At 54.7% G+C, this 24,765-nt stretch carries 27 protein-coding genes; 20 read left to right on the top strand and 7 right to left on the bottom strand.

Going from position 1 to position 24,765, the window contains the following annotated elements:
• Nucleotides 1-199 precede the first annotated feature (199 nt).
• Nucleotides 200-682, bottom strand: coding sequence for a zinc ribbon-containing protein (locus tag ACMWKK_RS05675; protein WP_032642499.1), 483 nt, complete (start codon nucleotides 680-682; stop codon nucleotides 200-202).
• 214 nt (nucleotides 683-896) lie between these two features.
• Between ACMWKK_RS05675 and leuS the strand changes: the two genes are divergently transcribed.
• The 14 genes from leuS to lipA all read left to right on the top strand — a co-directional run bounded on the left by leuS (nucleotide 897) and on the right by lipA (nucleotide 15,859).
• Complete coding sequence (gene leuS / locus ACMWKK_RS05670; RefSeq protein ID WP_161656338.1) at nucleotides 897-3,479, top strand: leucine--tRNA ligase; 2,583 nt, start codon at nucleotides 897-899, stop codon at nucleotides 3,477-3,479.
• Between the two features lie 14 nt (nucleotides 3,480-3,493).
• Nucleotides 3,494-4,063: an LPS assembly lipoprotein LptE gene (gene lptE, locus ACMWKK_RS05665; protein ID WP_045325758.1), complete on the top strand. Its 570-nt coding sequence runs from the start codon at nucleotides 3,494-3,496 to the stop codon at nucleotides 4,061-4,063.
• Entirely contained in the window at nucleotides 4,063-5,094 is a 1,032-nt protein-coding gene (gene holA, locus ACMWKK_RS05660; protein WP_112781434.1) for a DNA polymerase III subunit delta, read from the top strand. The genes lptE and holA overlap by 1 nt, the downstream gene beginning before the upstream one ends.
• Complete coding sequence (gene nadD / locus ACMWKK_RS05655; protein WP_045325753.1) at nucleotides 5,087-5,752, top strand: nicotinate-nucleotide adenylyltransferase; 666 nt, start codon at nucleotides 5,087-5,089, stop codon at nucleotides 5,750-5,752. Before holA ends, nadD begins: the two co-directional genes overlap by 8 nt.
• A 269-nt stretch (nucleotides 5,753-6,021) precedes the next feature.
• Entirely contained in the window at nucleotides 6,022-6,339 is a 318-nt protein-coding gene (gene rsfS, locus ACMWKK_RS05650; RefSeq protein WP_023334893.1) for a ribosome silencing factor, read from the top strand.
• 3 nt (nucleotides 6,340-6,342) lie between these two features.
• The gene (gene rlmH, locus ACMWKK_RS05645; RefSeq protein ID WP_003858701.1) at nucleotides 6,343-6,810 is read left to right on the top strand and encodes a 23S rRNA (pseudouridine(1915)-N(3))-methyltransferase RlmH; all 468 of its coding nucleotides are present in this window, start codon (nucleotides 6,343-6,345) and stop codon (nucleotides 6,808-6,810) included.
• A 28-nt stretch (nucleotides 6,811-6,838) separates the two neighbouring features.
• Nucleotides 6,839-8,740: a peptidoglycan DD-transpeptidase MrdA gene (gene mrdA, locus ACMWKK_RS05640; RefSeq protein WP_032638848.1), complete on the top strand. Its 1,902-nt coding sequence runs from the start codon at nucleotides 6,839-6,841 to the stop codon at nucleotides 8,738-8,740.
• A gap of 2 nt (nucleotides 8,741-8,742) precedes the next feature.
• A complete protein-coding gene (gene mrdB, locus ACMWKK_RS05635) occupies nucleotides 8,743-9,855 on the top strand; it encodes a peptidoglycan glycosyltransferase MrdB (protein ID WP_008501037.1) in 1,113 nt (370 codons plus the stop codon).
• A 16-nt stretch (nucleotides 9,856-9,871) separates the two neighbouring features.
• Nucleotides 9,872-10,984, top strand: a complete 1,113-nt coding sequence (gene rlpA, locus ACMWKK_RS05630; RefSeq protein WP_112781427.1) for an endolytic peptidoglycan transglycosylase RlpA — start codon at nucleotides 9,872-9,874, stop codon at nucleotides 10,982-10,984.
• Between the two features lie 139 nt (nucleotides 10,985-11,123).
• A complete protein-coding gene (gene dacA, locus ACMWKK_RS05625) occupies nucleotides 11,124-12,335 on the top strand; it encodes a D-alanyl-D-alanine carboxypeptidase DacA (RefSeq protein WP_032638844.1) in 1,212 nt (403 codons plus the stop codon).
• Nucleotides 12,336-12,441: 106 nt separating this feature from the next.
• On the top strand, nucleotides 12,442-12,705 hold the full coding sequence (gene ybeD / locus ACMWKK_RS05620) for a DUF493 family protein YbeD (protein WP_003858718.1): 264 nt from the start codon (nucleotides 12,442-12,444) through the stop codon (nucleotides 12,703-12,705).
• 94 nt (nucleotides 12,706-12,799) lie between these two features.
• On the top strand, nucleotides 12,800-13,441 hold the full coding sequence (lipB, locus tag ACMWKK_RS05615) for a lipoyl(octanoyl) transferase LipB (protein ID WP_112781426.1): 642 nt from the start codon (nucleotides 12,800-12,802) through the stop codon (nucleotides 13,439-13,441).
• 291 nt (nucleotides 13,442-13,732) lie between these two features.
• Nucleotides 13,733-14,686 (top strand): YbeF family transcriptional regulator, encoded by a 954-nt coding sequence (locus ACMWKK_RS05610; protein WP_045325743.1) that lies wholly within the window; start codon nucleotides 13,733-13,735, stop codon nucleotides 14,684-14,686.
• A gap of 207 nt (nucleotides 14,687-14,893) precedes the next feature.
• On the top strand, nucleotides 14,894-15,859 hold the full coding sequence (gene lipA / locus ACMWKK_RS05605; protein WP_023334887.1) for a lipoyl synthase: 966 nt from the start codon (nucleotides 14,894-14,896) through the stop codon (nucleotides 15,857-15,859).
• 81 nt (nucleotides 15,860-15,940) lie between these two features.
• Here the strand turns inward: lipA and tatE are convergent, their stop codons facing one another.
• Nucleotides 15,941-16,144 carry a twin-arginine translocase subunit TatE gene (tatE, locus tag ACMWKK_RS05600; RefSeq protein ID WP_023310742.1) on the bottom strand — a complete coding sequence of 68 codons (204 nt, stop codon included), beginning with the start codon at nucleotides 16,142-16,144 and terminating at the stop codon, nucleotides 15,941-15,943.
• A 125-nt stretch (nucleotides 16,145-16,269) separates the two neighbouring features.
• The gene (locus ACMWKK_RS05595) at nucleotides 16,270-17,058 is read right to left on the bottom strand and encodes a deaminated glutathione amidase (RefSeq protein ID WP_112781774.1); all 789 of its coding nucleotides are present in this window, start codon (nucleotides 17,056-17,058) and stop codon (nucleotides 16,270-16,272) included.
• A gap of 67 nt (nucleotides 17,059-17,125) precedes the next feature.
• Here ACMWKK_RS05595 and crcB point away from each other — a divergent pair, with 67 nt between their 5' ends.
• The gene (crcB, locus tag ACMWKK_RS05590; protein ID WP_112781773.1) at nucleotides 17,126-17,509 is read left to right on the top strand and encodes a fluoride efflux transporter CrcB; all 384 of its coding nucleotides are present in this window, start codon (nucleotides 17,126-17,128) and stop codon (nucleotides 17,507-17,509) included.
• 219 nt (nucleotides 17,510-17,728) lie between these two features.
• Here crcB and cspE read toward each other — a convergent pair whose 3' ends face one another.
• Nucleotides 17,729-17,938, bottom strand: coding sequence for a transcription antiterminator/RNA stability regulator CspE (cspE, locus tag ACMWKK_RS05585; protein WP_002439184.1), 210 nt, complete (start codon nucleotides 17,936-17,938; stop codon nucleotides 17,729-17,731).
• 190 nt (nucleotides 17,939-18,128) lie between these two features.
• Nucleotides 18,129-18,746 (bottom strand): lipid IV(A) palmitoyltransferase PagP, encoded by a 618-nt coding sequence (gene pagP, locus ACMWKK_RS05580; protein ID WP_112781772.1) that lies wholly within the window; start codon nucleotides 18,744-18,746, stop codon nucleotides 18,129-18,131.
• Nucleotides 18,747-19,140: 394 nt separating this feature from the next.
• Between pagP and dcuC the strand changes: the two genes are divergently transcribed.
• Nucleotides 19,141-20,508 (top strand): anaerobic C4-dicarboxylate transporter DcuC, encoded by a 1,368-nt coding sequence (gene dcuC, locus ACMWKK_RS05575; protein ID WP_045325734.1) that lies wholly within the window; start codon nucleotides 19,141-19,143, stop codon nucleotides 20,506-20,508.
• Between the two features lie 130 nt (nucleotides 20,509-20,638).
• Nucleotides 20,639-21,412: a ribonuclease I gene (gene rna / locus ACMWKK_RS05570; protein WP_404851926.1), complete on the top strand. Its 774-nt coding sequence runs from the start codon at nucleotides 20,639-20,641 to the stop codon at nucleotides 21,410-21,412.
• Here the strand turns inward: rna and ACMWKK_RS05565 are convergent.
• Entirely contained in the window at nucleotides 21,406-22,023 is a 618-nt protein-coding gene (locus ACMWKK_RS05565; protein ID WP_045325731.1) for a flavin reductase family protein, read from the bottom strand. The genes rna and ACMWKK_RS05565 overlap by 7 nt on opposite strands.
• Before the next feature lie 245 nt (nucleotides 22,024-22,268).
• Between ACMWKK_RS05565 and rnk the strand changes: the two genes are divergently transcribed.
• Together rnk and yldA are read left to right on the top strand one after the other, a co-directional pair.
• Entirely contained in the window at nucleotides 22,269-22,679 is a 411-nt protein-coding gene (rnk, locus tag ACMWKK_RS05560) for a nucleoside diphosphate kinase regulator (protein WP_045325729.1), read from the top strand.
• A 137-nt stretch (nucleotides 22,680-22,816) separates the two neighbouring features.
• Nucleotides 22,817-22,906, top strand: a complete 90-nt coding sequence (yldA, locus tag ACMWKK_RS05555; protein ID WP_274533061.1) for a small membrane protein YldA — start codon at nucleotides 22,817-22,819, stop codon at nucleotides 22,904-22,906.
• Between the two features lie 9 nt (nucleotides 22,907-22,915).
• Here the strand turns inward: yldA and ACMWKK_RS05550 are convergent, their stop codons facing one another.
• Nucleotides 22,916-24,154 (bottom strand): zinc-dependent alcohol dehydrogenase, encoded by a 1,239-nt coding sequence (locus tag ACMWKK_RS05550; RefSeq protein WP_112781770.1) that lies wholly within the window; start codon nucleotides 24,152-24,154, stop codon nucleotides 22,916-22,918.
• Nucleotides 24,155-24,334: 180 nt separating this feature from the next.
• Here ACMWKK_RS05550 and uspG point away from each other — a divergent pair, with 180 nt between their 5' ends.
• A complete protein-coding gene (gene uspG, locus ACMWKK_RS05545) occupies nucleotides 24,335-24,763 on the top strand; it encodes a universal stress protein UspG (RefSeq protein ID WP_023310731.1) in 429 nt (142 codons plus the stop codon).
• The last annotated feature ends 2 nt before the right edge of the window (nucleotides 24,764-24,765 follow it).

The raw sequence follows: 24,765 nt of genomic DNA, 5'->3' as shown, positions 1-24,765 counted from the left end.
ATTGAGCCACCCTGGCACGTTCACCAGTCATGTCGTTACAGAGTAGCAAGGAACATAAAGTGAACGGAATGACCTCCACAGCCGTATGTTCCCCCTCACCCCAGCCCTCTCCCTCAATGGAGAGGGGGCCGACTGTACTGGCATTATTTTGTGGGGATCCCTCAACCCACAGGGAGAGGGCGAAAACCTGCACTTTTACCTATGGCTCAAACGGCCGACGCTGGAACTGATCGTGCCCGCATTTCGGACACAGCGGCAGGACATCCGGCGTGTACACCGCAATATGGTGGTGACATTTCTCGCACACCAGATTTCCCAGCCCGACCACCTCACCGCTGTGATACACGCCGTGATGGTTCAAATCCTGAAAGACCTCGCGCCACTCCAGCTGCGTTTTATCCGTGATATCGGCGAGTTCCTGCCACAGGCTCTCTTTAATCACCCGCATGAAAACGCTGTCCGTGACCTCCTCCTGACTCTCCTGGTAACTGCGCGCGAACTCTTCCAGATCGCGACGCACGGCGCGCGTCACCTCTTCCACTTCGGTTCGCGTTAACTCACCCGTTTGCGTCACGCGGGCACGCGCCTGCTCCACCAGCGCGTCGATATCGCGCTCGCCGTTACGCAGCCGTTCCGTCAGTGTCGCCACCAGTTCACGGTAAAATTGAGCAACCTTGTTCATCATTTTGCCTCCCGGGTCAGTAACTATTTCTAATAATAGACCTTATTTCATCACCGCTTTGTCAGGTGAAGCACAGACCGGGTAAATTCCTGCAAAGCGCATTTGTGCGAAAGGCTGTTTTGACGCGGGCGTTTGGGCTATGCTATGCGGATCTGAATTACCACATCCATTGGCTACATTTGTAGCTGTATTGAAAACAGGACCACTGGCTGCCATGCAAGAGCAATACCGCCCGGAAGAGATAGAATCAAAAGTCCAGCAACACTGGGACGAGAAGCGCACCTTTGAAGTAACCGAAGACGAGAGCAAAGAGAAGTATTACTGCCTGTCGATGCTTCCCTATCCTTCTGGTCGACTACACATGGGCCACGTGCGCAACTACACCATCGGTGATGTGATTGCGCGCTACCAGCGCATGCTGGGTAAAAACGTCCTACAGCCTATCGGCTGGGACGCGTTTGGTCTGCCTGCGGAAGGTGCTGCGGTCAAAAACAATACCGCTCCGGCGCCGTGGACGTACGACAACATCGCGTACATGAAAAACCAGCTCAAAATGCTGGGCTTTGGCTATGACTGGAGCCGCGAGCTGGCAACCTGTACCCCGGAATACTACCGCTGGGAACAGAAATTCTTCACCGAGCTGTACAAAAAAGGCCTGGTGTACAAGAAGACCTCTGCCGTTAACTGGTGTCCGAATGACCAGACCGTTCTCGCGAACGAACAGGTTATCGACGGCTGCTGCTGGCGCTGCGACACAAAAGTTGAGCGTAAAGAGATCCCACAGTGGTTTATCAAAATCACCGCTTACGCGGACGAGCTGCTGAACGATCTGGATAAGCTGGACCACTGGCCAGATACCGTTAAGACCATGCAGCGCAACTGGATCGGCCGTTCTGAAGGCGTGGAAATTACCTTCAACGTTGAGAACCACGACCAGACCCTGACCGTCTACACTACCCGTCCGGACACCTTCATGGGCGCGACCTACCTGGCGGTGGCCGCAGGTCACCCGCTGGCGCAGAAAGCGGCGGAGAACAATCCGGAACTGGCTTCCTTCATTGACGAGTGCCGCAACACCAAAGTGGCCGAAGCCGATATGGCGACGATGGAGAAAAAAGGGGTTGATACCGGCTTTAAAGCCATTCACCCGTTGACGGGCGAAGCAATCCCCGTCTGGGCCGCCAACTTCGTACTGATGGAGTACGGCACAGGCGCCGTGATGGCCGTTCCGGGTCACGACCAGCGCGACTACGAATTTGCCACCAAATATGGCCTGACCATCAAGCCGGTTATCCTGGCGGCTGACGGTTCTGAACCAGACCTGTCTGAGCAGGCGCTGACTGAAAAAGGCACCCTGTTTAACTCCGGTGAATTCAGCGGCCTGAGCTTCGAAGAGGGCTTCAACGCCATCGCCGATAAGCTGGCGTCTCTGGGCGTGGGCGAGCGTAAAGTTAACTTCCGTCTGCGCGACTGGGGCGTTTCCCGTCAGCGTTACTGGGGTGCGCCAATTCCAATGGTGACGCTGGAAGATGGCACCGTGATGCCAACGCCAGAAGATCAGCTCCCGGTGATCCTACCGGAAGACGTGGTCATGGACGGTATCACCAGCCCTATCAAGGCCGATCCTGAGTGGGCAAAAACCACCGTTAACGGTCAGCCTGCGCTGCGTGAAACCGATACCTTTGACACCTTTATGGAGTCATCCTGGTACTATGCGCGCTACACCTGCCCGCAGTATCAGGACGGCATGCTGGATTCTAAAGCGGCGAACTACTGGCTGCCGGTAGATATCTACATCGGCGGCATCGAGCACGCCATCATGCACCTGCTCTACTTCCGCTTCTTCCATAAGCTGATGCGCGATGCGGGCATGGTGAACTCTGATGAACCGGCCAAACAGCTGCTGTGTCAGGGCATGGTGCTGGCGGATGCCTTCTACTACGTTGGTGCCAACGGCGAGCGTAACTGGGTTTCTCCGGTTGATGCGATCGTTGAGCGCGATGAGAAGGGCCGTATCGTTAAGGCGAAAGACGCCGAAGGTCATGAACTGGTTTACACCGGCATGAGCAAGATGTCCAAGTCGAAAAACAACGGTATCGACCCGCAGGTGATGGTTGAGCGCTACGGTGCAGATACCGTGCGTCTGTTCATGATGTTTGCCTCTCCGGCGGATATGACCCTTGAGTGGCAGGAATCCGGCGTTGAAGGCGCGAACCGCTTCCTGAAACGCGTCTGGAAACTGGTTTACGAACATACCGCCCAGGGCGATGCTCCGGCGCTGAACGCCGCTGCGCTGACTGAAGATCAGCAGGCGCTGCGTCGCGATGTTCATAAAACGATTGCGAAAGTGACCGATGATATTGGTCGTCGTCAGACCTTCAATACCGCAATTGCGGCTATTATGGAACTGATGAACAAGCTGGCGAAAGCCCCGCAGGACGGCGAGCAGGATCGTGCCTTAATGCGTGAAGCACTGCTGGCCGTTGTTCGCATGCTGAACCCGTTCACGCCGCACGTGAGCTTTACCCTGTGGCAGGAGCTGAAAGGCGAAGGCGATATCGACAACGCGCCGTGGCCGCAGGCTGACGAAGCCGCAATGGTGGAAAACACCACGCTGGTTGTGGTGCAGGTAAACGGCAAAGTTCGCGGTAAAATTACCGTGGCGGTCGATGCAACCGAAGAACAGGTTCGCGAGCGCGCAGGCCAGGAACCTCTGGTCGCAAAATATCTTGAGGGCGTTACCGTACGTAAAGCGATCTACGTACCGGGCAAATTGCTCAATCTGGTCGTTGGCTAAGCGCGGGAGGAAACGTGCGACAACTGGCAACAATACTCTTATCTCTGGCGGTGCTTGTCACCGCTGGCTGTGGCTGGCACCTGCGCAATACCACGGCGGTGCCCGCTGAGATGAAAACGATGATGTTCGACTCATCCGATCCGAATGGTCCACTCAGCCGGGCAATTCGCAATCAGCTGCGTCTGAACGGCGTTGAGCTTGTTGAAAAACAAACGCTGCGTCAGGATGTACCGTCTCTGCGTATTACAGGAAGCGGTCTGTCGAGAGATACAGCGTCAATCTTCCAGGATGGCCGTACCGCAGAGTATCAGATGGTGTTGACGGTCAACGCGGCAGTTCTGATCCCGGGTAAAGACATCTATCCGATCAGCACGAAAGTGTACCGTTCGTTCTTCGATAACCCGCAGACGGCGCTGGCAAAAGATGCCGAACAGCAGATTATCATCAACGAAATGTACGACAAGGCAGCGGAACAGCTGATCCGCAAGCTGCCGAGTATTGCGGCATCAACCAAACAAGGATCTGACATTGTTGAAAAACCGGTTGCTGGCACGCTTCCTGCTGCTACCTCTCTGGGTAAATGATGATCAGGCTGTATCCTGAACAACTCCGCGCGCAGCTCAATGAAGGGCTGCGCGCGGCGTATCTGCTTCTTGGAAACGATCCGCTATTGCTTCAGGAAAGCCTGGATGCCGTGCGGCACGCCGCCGCCGCGCAGGGCTTCGATGAACACCACACCGTCCAGCTGGACAACAACACCGACTGGAACGCCCTCTTCTCGCTTTGTCAGGCGATGAGCCTGTTCGCATCGCGCCAGACGATTCAGATCCTGCTGCCGGACAGCGGTCCTAACGCGGCGATGAATGAGCAGCTCGCCACGCTGGTCAGCCTGCTGCACAGCGATCTGCTGTTAATCGTGCGTGGCAACAAGCTCACCAAAGCGCAGGAAAACGCGGCGTGGTTTACCCAGCTCGCGACGCACGCGGTGCTGGTCACCTGTCAGACGCCCGAGCAGGCGCATCTGCCTAAATGGGTAGCCGCGAGAGCGAAGCAGCACAACCTTCAGCTGGATGACGCGGCGAATCAGCTGCTCTGCTACTGCTATGAAGGTAACCTGCTGGCCCTGGCGCAGGCGCTGGACAGACTTTCCCTGCTCTGGCCGGACGGCAAGCTGACCTTGCCGCGCGTCGAGCAGGCCGTTAACGATGCGGCGCACTTCACGCCGTTCCACTGGGTGGACGCGCTGCTGTCTGCAAAAAGCAAACGCGCCCTGCATATTTTGCAACAGCTGCGCCTTGAAGGGAGCGAACCCGTTATTCTGCTGCGCACGCTGCAGCGCGAATTACTGCTGCTGATTACGCTCAAGCGTCAGTCTGCCCATACGCCGCTGCGTTCGCTGTTTGATAAACACCGCGTGTGGCAAAACCGCCGCGCAATGACCACCGAGGCCGTCAACCGCCTGAGTCATGAACAGCTTCGTCAGGCGGTACAGCTTCTGATGCGCGCTGAGCTCACGCTAAAGCAGGATTACGGCCAGTCGGTCTGGGCGGAACTGGAAAGCCTTTCACTGCTGCTCTGCCACAAGGCGCTGGCAGACGTTTTTATTGATGGATAGTATGCACTCTTTACAGGCCCTGTATGGCGGCACCTTCGACCCGGTACACTACGGGCATCTGAAGCCGGTTGAAATTCTGGCAAATCTGATTGGTCTTCAGCGCGTCACCATCATGCCCAATAATGTCCCCCCCCATCGCCCGCAGCCCGAGGCAACCAGCGAGCAGCGAAAAGAGATGCTCGCCCTGGCCATCGCCGACAAGCCTCTTTTCCGGCTGGACGAGCGAGAGCTGCGTCGCGACACGCCCTCCTGGACGTCTCAGACGCTTCAGGAATGGCGCGCAGAACAGGGACCAGACCAGCCGCTGGCCTTTATCATCGGCCAGGATTCCCTGCTGAACTTCCCCACGTGGCATCGGTATGAAACCATTCTGGAGAACAGCCATCTGCTCGTCTGCCGCCGTCCGGGCTATCCGCTGACCATGCGCGAAGCGCAGTACCAGCAGTGGCTGGAAGATCATCTCACCGATAACGTAGAAGACCTCCACAGTCAGCCAGCCGGGAAAATCTATCTGGCGGAAACGCCGTGGTTCGATATCTCTGCGACCCTCATTCGCGAGCGCTTACAGCAGGGTCTGGAATGTGACGATCTGCTGCCAGGCGCGGTGCTGGCCTATATCCATAGTCACGGTTTGTATCAGAAAAGCGCAGATGAATAGCCGGAGGGCATAAAAAGCGGCTTATTGTTTCTCCTGCCTTGACAGGGTAAGCCATACTGTTATTCTCCGCTGCCAGACTTTCCCGCCAGTCATTGCTTTACAGAAATTGTTTTACAAAAATGGCGATGCAATCTCAGGCGGAGGGTGGGATGATACCCGCCTTCTAAAGCCCGGCCGGAGACATTTGTCCCGACAGAGGCGTGAGTTCAGGTATACTGTCTGGCTACGAATTCAACGTTTTACAATCTCATTCACCCCAGGGGGAAAACTTGCAGGGTAAAGCACTCCAGGATTTTGTTATTGACAAAATTGATGACCTGAAAGGTCAGGACATCATCGCTATCGACGTTAAGGGTAAATCCAGTATTACCGACTGCATGATCATCTGCACCGGTACTTCGACGCGTCATGTTGTTTCAATTGCCGACCACGTGGTTCAGGAATCCCGTGCAGCGGGGCTGTTGCCGCTGGGTGTTGAAGGTGAAGCGACGGCTGACTGGGTGGTTGTCGACCTCGGCGATGTGATTGTCCACGTTATGCAGGACGAGAGCCGTCGCCTGTATGAGCTGGAAAAACTCTGGGGTTAATGCGTGAAGTTGCAGCTGGTCGCCGTCGGCACCAAAATGCCGGACTGGGTACAAACCGGTTTTACTGAATATCTGCGTCGTTTTCCAAAAGACATGCCGTTCGAACTGGTGGAGATCCCCGCCGGAAAGCGCGGCAAGAACGCGGATATCAAACGTATTCTCGATAAAGAGGGCGAGCTGATGCTGGCTGCCGCAGGCAAAAACCGCATCGTCACCCTCGATATTCCAGGAAAACCCTGGGATACGCCGCAGCTGGCGCACGAACTGGAGCGCTGGAAGCAGGATGGCCGTGACGTCAGTCTGTTGATTGGCGGACCAGAAGGGTTATCCCCGGCCTGCAAAGCGGCGGCTGAACAAAGTTGGTCCCTCTCCGCGCTGACGCTTCCCCACCCGCTCGTAAGGGTACTGGTGGCAGAAAGCCTGTATCGCGCGTGGAGCATTACTACCAACCACCCCTATCACCGCGAGTAATGACTGACCAGGGTAGATTAAGCAGCGGATGAAACTACAGAATTCTTTTCGCGACTATACGGCTGAGTCCGCGCTGTTTGTGCGCCGGGCGCTGGTCGCCTTTACCGGGATTTTGCTGCTTACCGGCGTGCTGATCGCCAACCTTTATAATCTGCAAATTGTCCGCTTCACCGACTACCAGACGCGTTCAAACGAAAACCGTATTAAGCTGGTGCCTATCGCACCCAGCCGCGGAATTATCTACGATCGTAACGGCACCCCGCTGGCGTTAAACCGCACCATCTATCAAATCGAGATGATGCCGGAAAAAGTCGATAACGTTCAGGATACGCTGGAAGCGCTCAAAAGCGTTGTCGACCTTAACGATGACGACATCGCCGCCTTCAAAAAAGAGCGCGCTCGCTCTCACCGCTTTACCTCCATTCCGGTTAAAACCAATCTGACGGAAGTCCAGGTGGCCCGCTTTGCGGTGAACCAGTACCGCTTCCCCGGCGTGGAAGTAAAAGGATATAAGCGTCGCTACTACCCCTACGGCTCCGCGCTGACGCATGTCATTGGCTACGTCTCCAAGATTAACGACAAAGACGTCGATCGCCTTGATAAAGACGGCAAGCTGGCCAACTACGCGGCGACGCACGATATCGGTAAGCTGGGCATTGAGCGTTACTACGAGGATGTTCTGCACGGGCAAACGGGCTATGAAGAGGTTGAGGTTAACAACCGTGGCCGCGTGATCCGCCAGCTGAAAGAAGTGCCGCCTCAGGCGGGGCATGACGTCTATCTGACGCTCGACCTTAAGCTACAGCAGTATATCGAAACCCTGCTGGCGGGCAGCCGTGCAGCCGTGGTGGTCACCGATCCTCGAACCGGCGGCATCCTGGCCATGGTCTCTATGCCAAGCTATGACCCAAACCTCTTCGTTGACGGTATTTCCAGTAAAGACTATTCCGGCCTGCTGAATGACCCGAACACGCCGCTGGTAAACCGCGCGACGCAAGGGGTTTACCCGCCTGCATCAACGGTTAAGCCGTACGTGGCGGTCTCTGCGCTGAGTGCCGGCGTTATCAACCGTAATACCAGCCTGTTTGACCCGGGCTGGTGGCAGCTGCCAGGTTCCGATAAGCGCTACCGCGACTGGAAAAAATGGGGCCACGGTCATCTGAACGTCACCAAATCGCTGGAGGAGTCTGCGGATACCTTCTTCTATCAGGTGGCATATGACATGGGTATCGACCGCCTGTCAGAGTGGATGAGTAAATTCGGCTACGGGCATTACACCGGCGTTGACCTTTCAGAAGAACGTTCAGGCAACATGCCAACGCGCGAATGGAAGCTGAAGCGCTTTAAGAAACCGTGGTACCAGGGTGACACCATTCCGGTCGGTATCGGCCAGGGCTACTGGACGGCAACGCCGCTGCAGATGAACAAAGCCATGATGATCCTCATCAATGACGGCGTGGTGAAAGTGCCCCATCTGCTGCAAAGCACGGTTGAAGACGGCAAAAAAGTGCCGTGGAACCAGCCGCACGAGGCCCCCGTGGGTGACATTCATTCCGGCTTCTGGGAAATTGCGAAAGACGGTATGTACGGCGTGGCAAACCGTCCGAACGGGACCGCGCATAAGTACTTCGCCGGTACGCCGTATAAAGTGGCCGCGAAATCCGGTACTGCGCAGGTGTTTGGTCTGAAAGCCAACGAAACCTATAACGCGCACCGCATTGCTGAACGTCTGCGTGACCATAAGCTGATGACGGCGTTTGCCCCTTATGATAACCCGCAGGTCGCGGTGGCGATGATTCTGGAGAACGGCGGTGCCGGGCCAGCGGTCGGGACCATCATGCGCCAGATCCTTGACCACATTATGCTGGGTGATAACAACACCGAACTGCCGGCTGAAAACCCGGCCGCCGCTGCGGCGGAGGACCAATAATCATGACGGATAATCCAAATAAAAAATCGCTGTGGGATAAAATCCACATCGACCCAGCCATGCTGCTGATCCTGCTGGCGCTGCTGGTTTACAGCGCCCTGGTTATCTGGAGCGCCAGCGGCCAGGACATCGGGATGATGGAGCGTAAGATCGGACAGATCGCGATGGGTCTGATCATTATGGTGGTGATGGCGCAAATCCCGCCGCGCGTCTACGAAGGCTGGGCGCCCTACCTCTACATCTTCTGTATTATTTTGCTGGTTGCGGTAGATGCGTTTGGCGCTATTTCAAAAGGGGCGCAGCGCTGGCTGGATCTGGGTATTGTCCGCTTCCAGCCCTCGGAGATTGCCAAAATCGCCGTTCCACTGATGGTGGCGCGCTTTATCAACCGCGACGTCTGTCCGCCGTCGCTAAAAAATACCGCCATCGCGCTGGTGCTCATTTTCCTGCCGACGCTGCTGGTTGCGGCGCAGCCTGACCTTGGCACCTCAATCCTTATCGCCCTCTCCGGCCTGTTTGTCCTCTTCCTGTCGGGCCTGAGCTGGCGCCTGATAGGTATCGCGGTGGTGCTGATTGCGGCGTTCATCCCTATCCTCTGGTTCTTCCTGATGCATGATTACCAGCGCCAGCGCGTCATGATGCTGCTCGATCCGGAAACCGATCCGCTCGGCGCGGGCTATCATATTATTCAGTCCAAGATTGCGATTGGCTCCGGCGGGCTGCGCGGTAAGGGCTGGCTGCACGGCACGCAGTCGCAGCTGGAATTTTTACCGGAACGCCATACCGACTTTATCTTTGCCGTACTGGCGGAAGAGCTGGGGCTGGTGGGCATCCTGATACTCCTGGCGCTGTACGTCCTGCTGATCATGCGGGGATTGTGGATTGCCGCACGCGCGCAAACCACCTTTGGTCGCGTCATGGCGGGCGGGTTGATGCTGATTTTATTCGTTTATGTCTTCGTAAATATTGGTATGGTGAGTGGTATTCTGCCGGTGGTAGGCGTACCGCTGCCGCTGGTGAGTTACGGAGGCTCGGCACTGATCGTGTTGATGGCCGGGTTTGGTATCGTGATGTCGATCCATACCCACAGAAAAATGTTGTCAAAAAGCGTATAAAAATAAGGGGATCGGAATGCGTAAGCAGTGGCTGGGGATCTGCATTGCGGCAAGTTTACTTGCGGCCTGCACAAGTGATGATGGTCAGCAACAGGCAACCGTCGCGCCGCCGCAGCCTGCGGTGTGTAATGGCCCGATCGTTGAAATCAGCGGTGCCGATCCCGTTTATGAACCGCTGAATGCCAGTGCCAATCAGGATTACGAGCGCGACGGCAAAAGCTACAAAATTGTTCAGGACCCTTCCCGTTTCAGTCAGGCGGGCTTTGCCGCCATTTATGACGCCGAGCCGGGCAGTAACCTGACGGCCTCCGGGGAAGCATTCGACCCCATGCAGCTGACGGCGGCACATCCGACGCTGCCGATTCCGAGCTACGCCCGCATCACCAACCTGGCGAATGGCCGCATGATCGTCGTGCGTATCAACGACCGCGGTCCTTACGGGAATGACCGGGTGATCTCCCTGTCGCGCGCGTCCGCCGATCGCCTGAACACCTCGAACAACACCAAAGTCCGCATTGACCCGATTATCGTCGCGCAGGACGGCTCTCTCTCCGGGCCGGGTACCGCGTGTACGACGGTAGCGAAGCAGACCTATGCCCTTCCCGACCGCCCAAATCTTGACGGCGGAATGGGCAGCGTTTCATCGCCAGCCGAGCCTGCTCAGCCGGGGGGAGAAATACGACCAATCAGCAACGACACGCTGCAAAGCGACGATTCAATGGGCGCGCCGGTAAAGAGCAGCGGCTTTCTTGGCGCACCGACGACCCTAGCCTCGGGCGTGCTGGAAGGCAGTGAGCCTGCGCCAGCCCCTGCGCCGGTTGCTGCGCCAGCGATCCAATCGGCTCCCGTAACGGCGCCCGCAGCTACGCCAGGTGCGGCGGTGACAGCGCCGGCAGCGGCCAGCGGCAGCTATGTAGTTCAGGTCGGCGCAGTAAGCGATCAGGCTCGGGCCAAACAGTATCAGCAGCGTCTGAGCCAGCAGTTTGGCGTACCCGGACGCGTTGAGCAGAACGGCGCGGTCTGGCGTATTCAGATGGGGCCGTTTGCCAGCAAACCGCAGGCTGCGTCCCTGCAGCAGCGCCTGCAGAATGAAGCTCAGCTTCAGTCATTTATCGCTGTTGCGAAATAATTAACCGGCGGTATCCGAATTGTCAGTTTGTGTAAAATACATTCACAAACTCATGCTTAAAGTCGGATGCCTGCCTGAATAGCATTTGCTATAGTAAGGCACTTTTTTTAATTCCATCACGGATGTCGTAGTTCTGACCATGAAGACCACTTTTTCTGCTCGTTTTGTGCAGCGCATGGCGCTGACCACGGCCCTTTGCGCGGCTGCGCTCTCTGCAGCTCACGCCGATGACCTGAATATCAAGACCATGATCCCTGGCGTTCCGCAAATCGACGCGGAATCCTACATCCTGATCGATTACAACTCTGGCAAAGTGCTGGCAGAACAGAATGCCGATGCCCGCCGTGACCCGGCCAGCCTGACCAAAATGATGACCAGCTACGTTATCGGCCAGGCGATGAAGGCAGGTAAATTTAAAGAATCGGATCTCGTCACCATCGGCAACGATGCGTGGGCAACCGGGAACCCGGTTTTCAAAGGTTCCTCGCTGATGTTCCTGAAGCCGGGTATGCAGGTTCCTGTTTCCCAGCTGATTCGCGGTATCAACCTGCAGTCGGGTAACGATGCCTGCGTGGCGATGGCCGATTTCGCCGCCGGTAGCCAGGATGCCTTCGTGGGTCTGATGAACAGCTACGTGAACGCGCTCGGTCTGAAAAATAGCCATTTCCAGACCGTACACGGCCTGGATGCAGACGGTCAGTACAGCTCCGCGCGCGACATGGCGCTGATTGGTCAGGCGCTGATCCGTGATGTTCCTAATGAATACTCTATCTACAAAGAGAAAGAGTTCACCTTCAACGGCATTCGTCAAACCAACCGTAACGGCCTGCTGTGGGATAACAGCCTGAACGTCGACGGCATTAAAACTGGCCACACCGATAAAGCGGGCTACAACCTGGTGGCCTCTGCCACTGAAGGTCAGATGCGCCTGATCTCTGCCGTGATGGGCGGCCGCACCTTTAAAGGGCGTGAGACAGAAAGCAAAAAGCTGCTGACCTGGGGCTTCCGTTTCTTCGAAACCGTGAATCCACTGAAAGCAGGCAAAGAGTTTGCGTCTGAACCCGTCTGGTTCGGCGACAACGACCGTGCTTCTCTCGGCGTTGACAAAGACCTTTACCTGACCATTCCGCGCGGTCGTATGAAGGATCTGAAAGCCAGCTACGTGCTTAACAGCACCGAGCTGCACGCTCCGCTGCAGAAAAACCAGGTTGTGGGCACCATCAACTTCCAGCTGGATGGTAAAACAATCGATCAGCGTCCGCTGGTGGTTCTGCAAGAAATTCCTGAAGGAAATTTCTTCGGCAAAATCATTGATTACATTAAATTGATGTTCCACCACTGGTTTGGTTAAAAATCGAACACTTGAAAGTGTGATTTTGATCCCCATATACTAAGTATCCTGATAACTCCCACCTGACGTGGGAGTTATTATTTTTTGACGTTACGCCGGAGCTGACATGAAAACCAAACTTAACGAACTGCTTGAATTCCCTACCCCATTTACCTACAAAGTAATGGGTCTGGCGAAACCTGAGCTGGTTGATCAGGTGGTTGAAGTGGTACAGCGCCATGCGCCGGGTGACTACTCTCCGTCAGTAAAACCAAGCAGCAAGGGCAACTACCACTCGGTTTCTATTACCATCACTGCGACACACATTGAGCAGGTTGAGACGCTGTACGAAGAGCTCGGCAATATCGAAATTGTTCGCATGGTGCTGTAGTCCCTTTGCGGTTACCCGGTTTGCCGGGTAACCCCTCTCCCCGCTGTGATATACTCCCCCCACACTTTTGTCCCTCGTCTTCGGAGACGCAGTTTTGTATCAGGATAAAATTCTGGTCCGTCACCTCGGGCTGCAACCTTATGAGCCTGTCTCCCAGGCCATGCATGACTTCACCGATTCACGCGATGACAGCACCCCAGATGAGATTTGGCTGGTCGAACACCTGCCGGTCTTTACGCAGGGTCAGGCCGGTAAAGCGGAACACCTGCTGATGACGGGAGATATCCCGGTTATCCAGAGCGATCGCGGTGGTCAGGTGACTTATCATGGGCCCGGACAGCAGGTGATGTACGTCCTGCTTAATCTGAAACGCCGAAAGCTGGGCGTGCGAGAGCTGGTCACCCTGCTGGAACAGACTGTCGTCAACACGCTGGCGGAGTATGGCATTGACGCGCACCCGCGAGCCGATGCGCCGGGCGTCTACGTTGGGGAAATGAAGATCTGCTCCCTGGGGCTACGTATCCGTAAGGGCTGCTCATTCCATGGTCTGGCATTGAATATTAATATGGATCTCGCGCCTTTCCAGCGCATAAACCCCTGCGGCTACGCCGGCATGGAAATGACGCAAATGTGCCAGTGGGTTAACACCGCTACGCCTGAAAATATTCGTCCCGTGCTCTTGAAGAACGTGTTAGCGCTACTTAACAATCCCCCGCACGAATATATCCCTGCTTAATATATCGTACAACAGGGCTCGATAATTTGACGGGCCACTGTTTATTTACCGTTTTTGCACTTTACAATAATCCACAGATTCTATATTTTCGAAGCGCCCGAATATTACCGCTACATATTATTTAGCCTCCAGCAAGCACAGCAAACACGGCATAAGTAACGTGAGCAATTATCACACAAGTGTTTGCTTTTGATATACAAGTGAAACAAAACCAACACTTTACGAATCTCTACAAGCATAATAAATAAATTCAACTATCATTCATATTGTGAATGTATACGGAGTGAAAGCGTGGAGTATAATAATTTACCAGCCAAACGACTGAATGAACCTGGTGGCGAAGACAAGCCGCAAATTTTTCGGACTTTACGTAATATTGATCTCAATTTACTGACTATTTTTGAGGCAGTATATGTCCATAAGGGTATCGTTAACGCTGCGAAAATTCTTAATCTCACGCCTTCTGCAATAAGCCAGTCAATCCAGAAGCTACGCGCTATATTTCCTGACCCATTATTTATCCGTAAGGGCCAGGGGGTCACGCCGACGGCTTACGCCACCCATCTCCATGAGTATATCAGCCAGGGGCTGGAGTCGATTCTTGGCGCCCTGGATTTAACCGGAAGCTATGACAAGCAGAGAACCATCACCATCGGCTGCTCCCCGTCTGTGGGTGTGCTGGTGATGCCGGCGATCTTTAAGGCCGTAAAAGAGCATGCGCCACAGCTCCTGCTTCGCAATGTGCCTCTCAATGAACCTGACATTCAGCTTGCCCAGTTCCAGACGGATCTGATCATAGAAAGCGGCAGCTTCAGTGCCAGAGCGCTGGGGCAAAATGTGCTCTATGCTGATAACCTGGTGCTGGTTTGCCGCCAGCAGCATCCGGTTCTTAGCGAACCGTTGAACATCGAAAACCTGCGCAACTACGACCACTCGTCCTTCATGACCGAAGGGCAGTCTAACCATGCCCTGCGTCAGCGTATTGATGAAATTTTCCCGGAACGGCAGATCAGCTTTAGCAGTTACAATATGTTTACGACTGCATCCCTGATCGGCAGCAGCGACATGCTGTGCGTCATGCCATCACGCCTCTACAGCCTGCTACGAAAATGCTGGCCGCTGGAGAGTATTCCGCTTAGTCAGCTTAATGCGGAATCTATCGAGATTTCACTGCATTATAACAAGCTGAGCTTGCGCGACCCGGTCCTGGAAAACGTCATCCGCATTATCCGTCAGGCCTTCTGACAGGTTCAGCCAGCACACGTCCCTGCAACACGCAGGGAAAAAGGCACAAAACAACAACTATTTTACAAATTGGCGATCTGGCAGGCTGCTTTAACGACCGTTTCAATGATATACTGCCTGTCGTTCGTTCAAAAATAGTTGATAAATACAACATTCCCTTGAATTGAAACGCTTTCCTTCGATATTCGCAACTGGAACACGCACGCTATGAGTAAACCCATTGTGATGGAACGCGGTGTTAAATACCGCGATGCCGATAAAATGGCCCTTATCCCGGTTAAAAACGTGGCTACAGAGCGCGAGGCGCTGTTAAGAAAACCGGAATGGATGAAAATCAAACTTCCGGCCGACTCTTCGCGTATCCAGGGGATCAAAGCGGCGATGCGCAAGAATGGCCTTCACTCCGTATGTGAAGAAGCCTCTTGTCCGAACCTTGCTGAATGTTTCAATCACGGTACCGCGACGTTTATGATTCTGGGTGCAATCTGTACCCGCCGCTGCCCGTTCTGCGATGTTGCTCATGGCCGTCCGGTCGCACCTGATGCTAACGAACCTCAGAAACTGGCGCAGACCATCGCCGACATGGCGCTGCGCTATGTGGTCATCACCTCCGTTGACCGTGACGATCTGCGTGACGGTGGTGCTCAGCACTTCGCTGACTGTATTACGGCCATCCGCGAGAAAAGCCCTAATATCAAAATCGAGACGCTGGTGCCTGACTTCCGCGGCCGTATGGACCGCGCGCTGGATATCCTGACCGCGACGCCGCCGGATGTGTTTAACCACAACCTGGAGAACGTGCCGCGTATTTACCGTCAGGTCCGCCCGGGCGCTGACTATAACTGGTCGCTGAAACTGCTGGAGCGCTTTAAAGAAGCACATCCGCATATTCCAACCAAGTCAGGTCTGATGGTCGGTCTGGGTGAAACCAATGAAGAAATCATTGAAGTGATGCGCGATCTCCGCCGCCACGGTGTAACCATGCTGACGCTGGGGCAGTATCTGCAGCCAAGCCGCCACCACCTGCCGGTACAGCGCTACGTGAGCCCGGACGAGTTCGATGAAATGAAAGCCGAAGCGATGGCGATGGGCTTCACCCACGCAGCCTGCGGCCCCTTCGTTCGCTCCTCATACCATGCAGATATGCAGGCAAAAGGCGAAGAAGTTAAATGATGCTGTAATATTCATTTACAGTAATACAAAAAAACCGGCCTCATGAGCCGGTTTTTTTTCGCAAGCCCACAGGCGTTGCTGTCACTCTTTGTGAGAAAGCTTGTCAGCCGGGACGTCATCCTCGGCGCTTTTCTTCGCCGCAGCATCATCGTCGTTCATTGCTTTCTTAAAGCCTTTGATGGCAGCCCCCAGGTCACCACCCAGCGTGCGTAACTTCTTGGTACCAAACAGCAGGACGACCAGTGCGGCAACCACCAGCAGTTTGGTAATACTAATCTCACCCATAGATACCTTCTTTACTTAAAACAGGCTGCATTCAGCGCCAAAACCTGATTGTATTAACGGTCATTTAGCGCGTGCACACAATAGCAATCTGTAACAAGGTGAATCAAGCATTGTTGAAAAAAACATCACAATAATTGCGGTGGCGCAAAACGTCGGTTGCGAAGAACAGGTAATTGCTGGCGCGCAAGCGCAATTCTTTCTAAAAATATCTCAGCCATCAGCAAAACCGGCCCTTCCGCGGCGGCGGCAATCGTCACGCCCAGCGGATCAACCACCCTGCTCTGCCCAATATTTTTATTTCCGCACTCGCCGGACGCAACAATATAGCAGGTCGTATCCAGCGCGCGGGCCGCAAGCAGCGTCGCCCAGTGGTGCTCTTTTAGCGGCCCCCTGACCCACGCGGCGGGCAGTACCAGTACGTCAGCCCCCTGCAGCGCAAGATGAAGCGCCAGTTCGGGAAAACGCAGGTCATAGCAGGTCATCAACCCAACCTTAAAACCGTCAACATCAATTAACGGCGGAACACGGTCTCCAGGGTCAACGCGCCGCGACTCCTGTATGCTGAACGCATCATAGAGATGAAGCTTGGCATAGCGCGCGACGATGGCACCGTTGCGGATGGCTACCAGCGTATTCACCGCGCGCCCCGGCGTTGAAGGGACATGGATCGTTAAGATCGTCGTCATCGTATTGCCCACGCTCTGGGCGAGCAGCTGCTGTATAAATTCCCCCTCCAGCGGCTGGGCGGACTTTACCGACAAATCCGGGTCATTATCATCCCTGGCCAGCAGCGCTTCCGGGAGAACCAACAGCGACGCCCCTTTCTGTCGCGCCTGCACCATCAGGTTCACACACTGCATTGCGTTAACCTGCCAGTCAGGCGCAACTGCAAACTGCCCTACCGCCACATACATATTTGTCCCCTCATCCTAAACGGCGTTAAACTCGCTTCTCTTACACATCAAATAGCAGGTATTTAGCGTGTTACAACTCCTTTTGGCAGTTTTTATTGGTGGAGGCACAGGAAGCGTAGCGAGGTGGTTCCTGAGTATGCGGTTTAACCCTCTGCACCAGGCGATCCCCATGGGGACGCTGGCCGCTAACCTGATCGGTGCCTTTATCATCGGCATGGGGCTGGCCTGGTTTAACCGAATGACGCACATCGACCCCATGTGGAAGGTATTAATTACTACCGGATTCTGCGGCGGGCTAACCACCTTCTCCACCTTTTCCGCAGAAACGGTTTTTCTCTTTCAGGAAGGCCGTATCGGCTGGGCGCTGGTGAATATCGGGGTTAACATGCTCGGCTCCTTTGCGATGACGGGGCTCGCATTTTGGCTATTTTCCTCTGTAAGTACGCATTAACAGCCGGACCGTTAATGTTGGCTTAATTTTTCTCTGTCACTCTGAAGGCAATACTGAACGAGGGTGACAGAATGAAACAGAGTCTGATGAGCGCAGGAATGGTGTTGCTGAGCGTGCTGATCGTTGCCAGCTTCCTGAAAATGTATCTGCTGGGCTGATTCCAAACGAAAAAAACCCGCTCAGTGAGCGGGTTTTGAAATTCTTGCTGACGCGTCTGAATTACAGAGCGATTACGTTAGCAGCAGAAGGGCCTTTGGCACCGTTAGTGATTTCGAACTCTACGCGCTGACCTTCAGCCAGAGTTTTGAAACCATTAGACTGGATTGCAGAGAAGTGTACGAACACGTCTTTGCTGCCATCTTCAGGAGTAATGAAACCGAATCCTTTGGACTCATTAAACCACTTAACGTTACCTTTAATCTTAGACATCAAAATTACCTTTACATTAAAAAACGACACAAATGCTGTGTCGGTTACCAGTACATCAATTGTGGGACCTTTTGTCCAGCGGATCTTTGAGAAAAAGTGACTAAAGTCGCGTTAATTTTCACTCACAGATTTTTATCGTTTATGAATCAACGCCTGCGCGTTTTTTCACCAGAACGCGACGTTTTGTCAGTTAAAACTGAAAACGCATCCAGGCGAAGTAAACGTTTCCGTTGTTGTATGTCCCCGGGATGTAGGTCATCTGGAACGTTGCGGGGCCATAGCCAATAGAGGCCAGGGGCAGCAACACCGGGATCGGGATGTAGTTCCAGTTGTCACGCGCGGTGACCCCGGCGGTATAGCCCAAACCGACGTGGAAGTTCTCGTCCGCGAGCGGCCGCCAGGTTTTTTCCCAACCATAACCCCCAATCGGCTCCCATTTATTAAACGAGTCCTTGAAGGCCATCAGATAGATGCCGTGCCAGTTTCCCTTTTCATCCCAGCGCGACTGACCAAAACCCGCGCCCCACGGACGCTCGTTGTATTTATCGGTTTTCTCTTTGTCATAAGCAAAACGCGCATGCCACGTTATTGCCGGAACATAGAGATCGTAATGTTCAGGCGCCGTCCAGGTCTGGGAGACATTATCCGTAAAGGTTGAGAACCAGCCTTTATCCGTCGCGTTGCCTTCTGCCTGTGCAACAGAAGAAAACGTTAACTGCCCAAAAATACACAACAAAATAGAGAAAAATGTATTACGTACGATCACAATGCAATTACCATTCTTAGTATTCGAGGCAAAGTTTACCATAAAATAGTTGAATCAACGCTTAACGGCATGGGCGTTATTCCTAATTGTTCCGCCTCTTTCCGGGAATATTCTTAAATAAAGCGGGGACCCGCCTCAAATAATCTCACTATGAGTAAGGTTTATTGCATATAACCATCCAAATCAATAACATACAAAACAACACATAACATTAACAATTTGTTATCATTATTGGGACATGTTGCGCTGTTTCTGATGGTCAAGGGCGGCGTGACATAAATGTCTGGGCCATGGCAAAAACGCGGTTGTTCTGTTCTCTAGTCGTCTGTTTATTGATTTTAATCAGCAAGAGCAGACCAATTATTCGGCACATTTTCATCCTTATTTTTTTTATTGATTTTTTGTGCTCCATTACAGCAGAGATACAGGGGAAATCATGCTTACGTTATTCGAGCTACTTATTGGCGTCGTCGTCATTGTCGGCGTCGCGCGCTACATCATTAAAGGCTACTCGGCCACGGGCGTATTATTTGTAGGCGGCTTAACGCTGCTGATTATCAGCGCACTCATGGGGCACCAGGTGTTACCAGCCAGCGCGGCCAGCACCGGTTACACCGCTACCGATATTGTTGAATATATTAAGATACTGCTCATGAGCCGCGGCGGCGATCTGGGCATGATGATCATGATGCTGTGTGGTTTTGCGGCCTACATGACCCACATCGGCGCCAACGACATGGTCGTTAAGCTGGCCTCTAAACCCCTGCAATACATCAACTCGCCGTATCTGCTCATGGTCGCCGCCTATTTCCTCGCCTGCCTGATGTCGCTGGCCGTTTCGTCGGCGACCGGACTGGGCGTACTGCTGATGGCGACGCTGTTCCCGGTTATGGTGAACGTTGGCATCAGCCGCGGCGCGGCAGCGGCCATTTGCGCGTCTCCGGCAGCCATTATTCTCTCCCCAACCTCCGGCGACGTTGTGCTCGCGGCAAAGGCGGCGGAGATGTCGCTCATCGACTTCGCCTTTAAAACCACGCTACCGATCTCCATTGTTGCGATTGTCGGCATGGGTATCGCGCATTTCTTCTGGCAGCGCTATCTCGATAAGAAAGAAAACATCAGCCATGAAATGATGGACGTAAGTGAAATCACCACCACCGCGCCCGCGTTTTATGCCATCCTGCCCTTCACGCCCATTATCGGGGTGCTGATTTTTGACGGCAAATGGGGTCCGCAGCTGCACATCATTACCATTCTGGTCATCTGTATGCTGCTGGCCGCCGTGCTGGAGTTTGTGCGCGGTTTCAACACGCAAAAAGTTTTCTCGGGTCTGGAAGTGGCCTATCGCGGTATGGCGGATGCCTTCGCTGGCGTGGTGATGCTGCTGGTTGCCGCCGGCGTTTTTGCCCAGGGTCTGAGCACCATCGGCTTTATCCAGAGCCTGATCTCTATCGCCACCTCGTTCGGCTCGGCCAGTATTATCCTGATGCTGGTTCTGGTGGTGCTCACCATGCTGGCGGCCATGACTACCGGTTCCGGTAATGCGCCTTTCTACGCTTTCGTTGAGATGATCCCGAAACTGGCCCACTCCTCCGGTATTAACCCGGCCTATCTCTCCATTCCCATGCTGCAGGCGTCAAACCTGGGCCGCACCATTTCCCCGGTGTCGGGCGTGGTGGTCGCCGTTGCGGGGATGGCGAAAATCTCACCATTTGAGGTCGTCAAACGCACCTCAGTGCCCGTTTTGGTGGGTCTGATTATCGTGATTATCGCCACGGAAGTGCTGGTCCCCGGCGCTGCCTAAGCGAAATTCTGGATATCCAAAAAGCGCCTGCGGGCGCTTTTTGTGCTTTAATAACCCACAGAAATCAATCACGCTCATTCGATCAGGAAATTATATGTTCAGGAAGGATATCGTCATCCCGTCTGGCGCAATGGCGCTTGCACTTTGTATCTTCTCCGCACAGTCGGAACCGCTCAAGGCAACGCAGTATGGCGATTTCGATCGCTATGTGCTGGCGCTGTCCTGGCAAACCGGATTTTGCCAGAGCATGGTTGAGCGCAACCGCAATGAACCTGACGAATGTCGCCTGCAGAAAGAGCGCGAGAATAAAGCCGATTTTCTGACCGTTCACGGACTCTGGCCCGGCCTGCCAAAATCGATTGCCGCACGCGGCGTGGATGAGCGTCGATGGATGCGTTTCGGCTGTGCCACGCGGCCCATCCCGAACATGCCGGAAGTGAAGGCCAGCCGCAAATGCGATGCCGCCGAAACCGGACTGTCGCTTTCCGCTGCCGCGAAGCTTAACGACGTGATGCCGGGCGCGGGCGGAAATTCCTGCCTGGAACGTTACGAATATGCCAAACATGGCGTCTGCTTTGGTTTCGACCCCGATGCCTATTTCGGCACGATGGTGCGGTTGAATCAGGAGGTTAAAAACAGCGCGGTCGGTAAATTCCTCGCCGATAGCTACGGGAAACCCGTCAGTCGCAGCGACTTTGACAGTGCCGTTGCCCAAAGCTGGGGCAAGGAGAACATCAAGGCGATCAAGCTGACCTGCAACGGCAACCCGGCGTATCTCACCGAGATGCAGATTTCGCTGAAGGCTGACGCCATCAACAACCCGCTTTCTTCGGCGTCATTTGCTCCGCAGCCACATCCGGGTAACTGCGGAAAACAGTTCGTGATCGATAAAGCCGGTTACTGATCCGCGCCCGGGCGCACCATATCAAACCGGTTTTCATCGCTGATGCCATAATACGCCGTCGGCCCACCCGCACGCAGGATGGGCTGCGCTTTCGCCGTCTGATAGATCCCCTCTTCCAGCAGCGTTTCATCGATATGGATACCGATCACCTCCCCCAACACCAGCCAGGTATCCACCGGCGTACCGTCGGCACCGGTAAGCTGAATGCACTGCGACAGGCGGCACTCAAAGTTCACCGGGCTTTCTGCGACGCGCGGGGCGTTCACCAGCAGGCTCGCCGCGGGCGTCAGCCCGGCAAAGCTAAATTCATCCCGATCGTGCGGCAGCATTGCCGAGGTTTGGTTCATCGCTTGCGCGAGATCGCGCGTGGCCAGATTCCAGACAAACTCTTTTGTCTCATGAATATTACGCACGCTGTCCTTCCAGCCGTTGCTGGAAAAGCCGATGATCGGCGGGCGATAGTTAAAGCAGTTAAAGAAGCTATACGGCGCGAGGTTCAGCTGACCGGCCTTATCGCATGAGGAGATCCAGCCGATCGGACGTGGACCAATAATGGCGTTCAGCGGATCGTGCGGCAGGCCATGCCCCTGGGACGGTTGGTAGAAGTACATAGTTCTCTCTCGTTGATGGGCAACGCCCGGGTTCAGGACACTCAGCGTAACGTATTCTTCCCGGAATGAAGACTGAATAAATTTCAGCGAAAATTCATATGGCGCATGAATGTGACCTTCATCACTTCAAACTTATGCGCTCAGCCAGTATCATCGGGGGAGTTAAACCCTCGCTGCCAGACGGCGAGGGTTTTCTTTTGGAACCGTTTCTGCGTTAGACGCAGCATTAACGACATGGAGTAAAAATGTCCAGACCTACCATTATCATCAACGAGCTCGACGCAGAACGTATTGACCGGCTGCTGGAAAAAGCGGAGTTTGCCTCACTTCCCGTGGCCGATGCCCTGAATGAGGAGCTCGACCGGGCACAGATGTGCACGCCTGAGACGATGCCTCATGACGTGGTCACCATGAACAGCCAGGTGAAATTCCGCAACCTGACTACCGGTGAAGAGCTGACCCGCACGCTGGTTTACCCGGCCCAGATGACCGACAGCAGCGCGCAGCTTTCTGTCCTTGCGCCGGTGGGCGCCGCGCTGCTCGGCCTCCGCGCGGGCGATACCATCCACTGGGAGCTGCCGGGCGGTGCCTCTACCCATCTGGAAGTGCTGGAGCTGCTCTACCAGCCGGAAGCCGCGGGCGATTACCTGCGTTAATCTCTTCTGAACAAGCGCCTCCGCGTTGCACAGAGGATGCAGCTGCATCCTCTTTCCGTAAATTCACCCTAATTTCCTATACCGCGCAAAATGGCCTTCATCCACGCTTAATCTGTTTTGGTGCCGCGGGGACGGTCATGAGTGAGATACTGGCTATCACACTTATCTTTCTGGTTTTTGTGGCGATTATCGTCGCGGCCGTGCTCTGTCTGGAGCGCTACGGATAAGCGTCATTCTCATGCAACCCCACCCGGGAAGGCATTCACCAGCCCCTTAACCTTCTGCTCTGCGGCTTCGGGTGTGTCTGCTCCGGGGACCAGAATCACCTTCCGGCACTCCTCCTCGCGTTTTTCGAATACCTTGTAGGCGCGTTCCGCGTCAGCAAGAGGGAGATAATGGGTCACGATCTCTTCCGGCGTCAGCAGCCCTTTTTCAATCAGCGGTAAAAGTTCGCCCAGCCAGGCGTGGACGTGGGTCTGGCCCATCTTAAACGTCAGCCCCTTGTCAAACGCATCGCCAAACAGGAAGCCATGGATAAACCCGGCGTACACGCCGGGTACGCTAACCACCCCACCGCGACGAACGGCCGCAATGCACTGGCGCAACGCTTTGCCGCTGCTGCCTTCAAGCTTAAGGTTGCTGAGGATCGTTTCCGTAGTACTGCCTTTTGCTTCGAACCCTACGGCATCAATCACGGCGTCAACGCCGCGCTGGCCAGCGGTCTGCTCAATGATTTTTTCCGCGGCGTCATTATCTTCATCAAAGTTGATGGGGATTGCGCCATAGCGCGCCTCGGCAAATCGCAAACGGTACGGGTGATGATCGACAACGAAGATCTGCTCTGCCCCTAACAGCCGCGCGCAGGCGATGGTCAGTAACCCCACCGGCCCGGCCCCGAAGACCGCTACGCTTGAGCCTTTTTCAATCTGCGCATTCTTTGCTGCCTGCCAGGCCGTGGGCAAAATATCGGACAGGAACAGCGCCTTATCGTCGGAAAGGAGTTGCGGGACCTTAAAAGGCCCGACGTTGCCTTTTGGCACGCGAACGTATTCCGCCTGGCCGCCCGGCACGCCGCCGTAGAGATGGCTATAGCCAAACAGCGCGGCCGGCGCGGGGATTTGCTTTTTGTTCAGCGCGGCGCCCTGCCCGGCATTGGTATTCTCACAGGCCGCGTACTGCTGTAGCCGACAAAAGAAACAGTCTCCGCAGGCGATGACGAAGGGGATCACCACGCGATCGCCTTTTTGCAAATTCTTCACCTCTGCGCCGCGCTCGACGACCTCCCCCATAAACTCATGGCCAAATATATCGCCGTGCTGAACTTTTGGGATCTTTCCGCGATAGAGATGCAGGTCAGAGCCGCAGATAGCCGTGGCCGTGACGCGCAGAATGATATCGTCGGGCTGCTCGATGATGGGATCGGGGACATTCTCAACGCGCACATGGTGCGGACCGTGATACGTCAGTGCTCTCATGCGACCTCCGGAAGGTGCCAGGTAAGTGTATAAGGGTAGCTACCCCTGAAGGTCTGCCCCGGAATACGGGCCTTTTGAGATTTATCCTGGCAAGATAAGAAAACTGACGGGGCGCTTACAGAAACCATGGGTATTTTATGGTTAAATGAATTCAGCGTTTATAAACAAGGAGAAACGGGTATGTATCAGAGAATCATTATGCCGGTTGATGTTTTTGAGATGGAGCTGAGCGACAAGGCCGTTCGCCATGCGGAGTTCCTGGCGCAGCAGGACGGCGTCATCCATCTGCTGCACGTTTTGCCGGGCTCCGCCAGCCTGAGCCTTCACCGCTTTGCCGCCGACGTGCGCCGCTTCGAAGAGCATTTGCAGCACGAAGCGGAAACGCGCCTGCAAACCATGGTCAGCCACTTCAGCATCGACCCTTCACGCATTAAAACGCACGTCAGATTCGGCAGCGTACGCGATGCGGTCAACGAACTGGCGAACGAGCTGAAAGCCGACGTGGTGGTCATCGGTTCGCGCAATCCGTCCATTACCACCCATCTGCTGGGCTCTAACGCCTCCAGCGTGATCCGCCACACGCACATTCCGGTGATGGTCGTAAGATAAAA

Source organism: Enterobacter sp. 01-M-03-SI-ECC, from assembly GCF_047530215.1.
Taxonomy (GTDB): Bacteria; Pseudomonadota; Gammaproteobacteria; order Enterobacterales; family Enterobacteriaceae; genus Enterobacter; species Enterobacter chengduensis.
The sequence above is the reverse complement of the archived record's forward strand: the minus strand, read 5'-3'. Positions and strand labels throughout refer to the sequence as shown.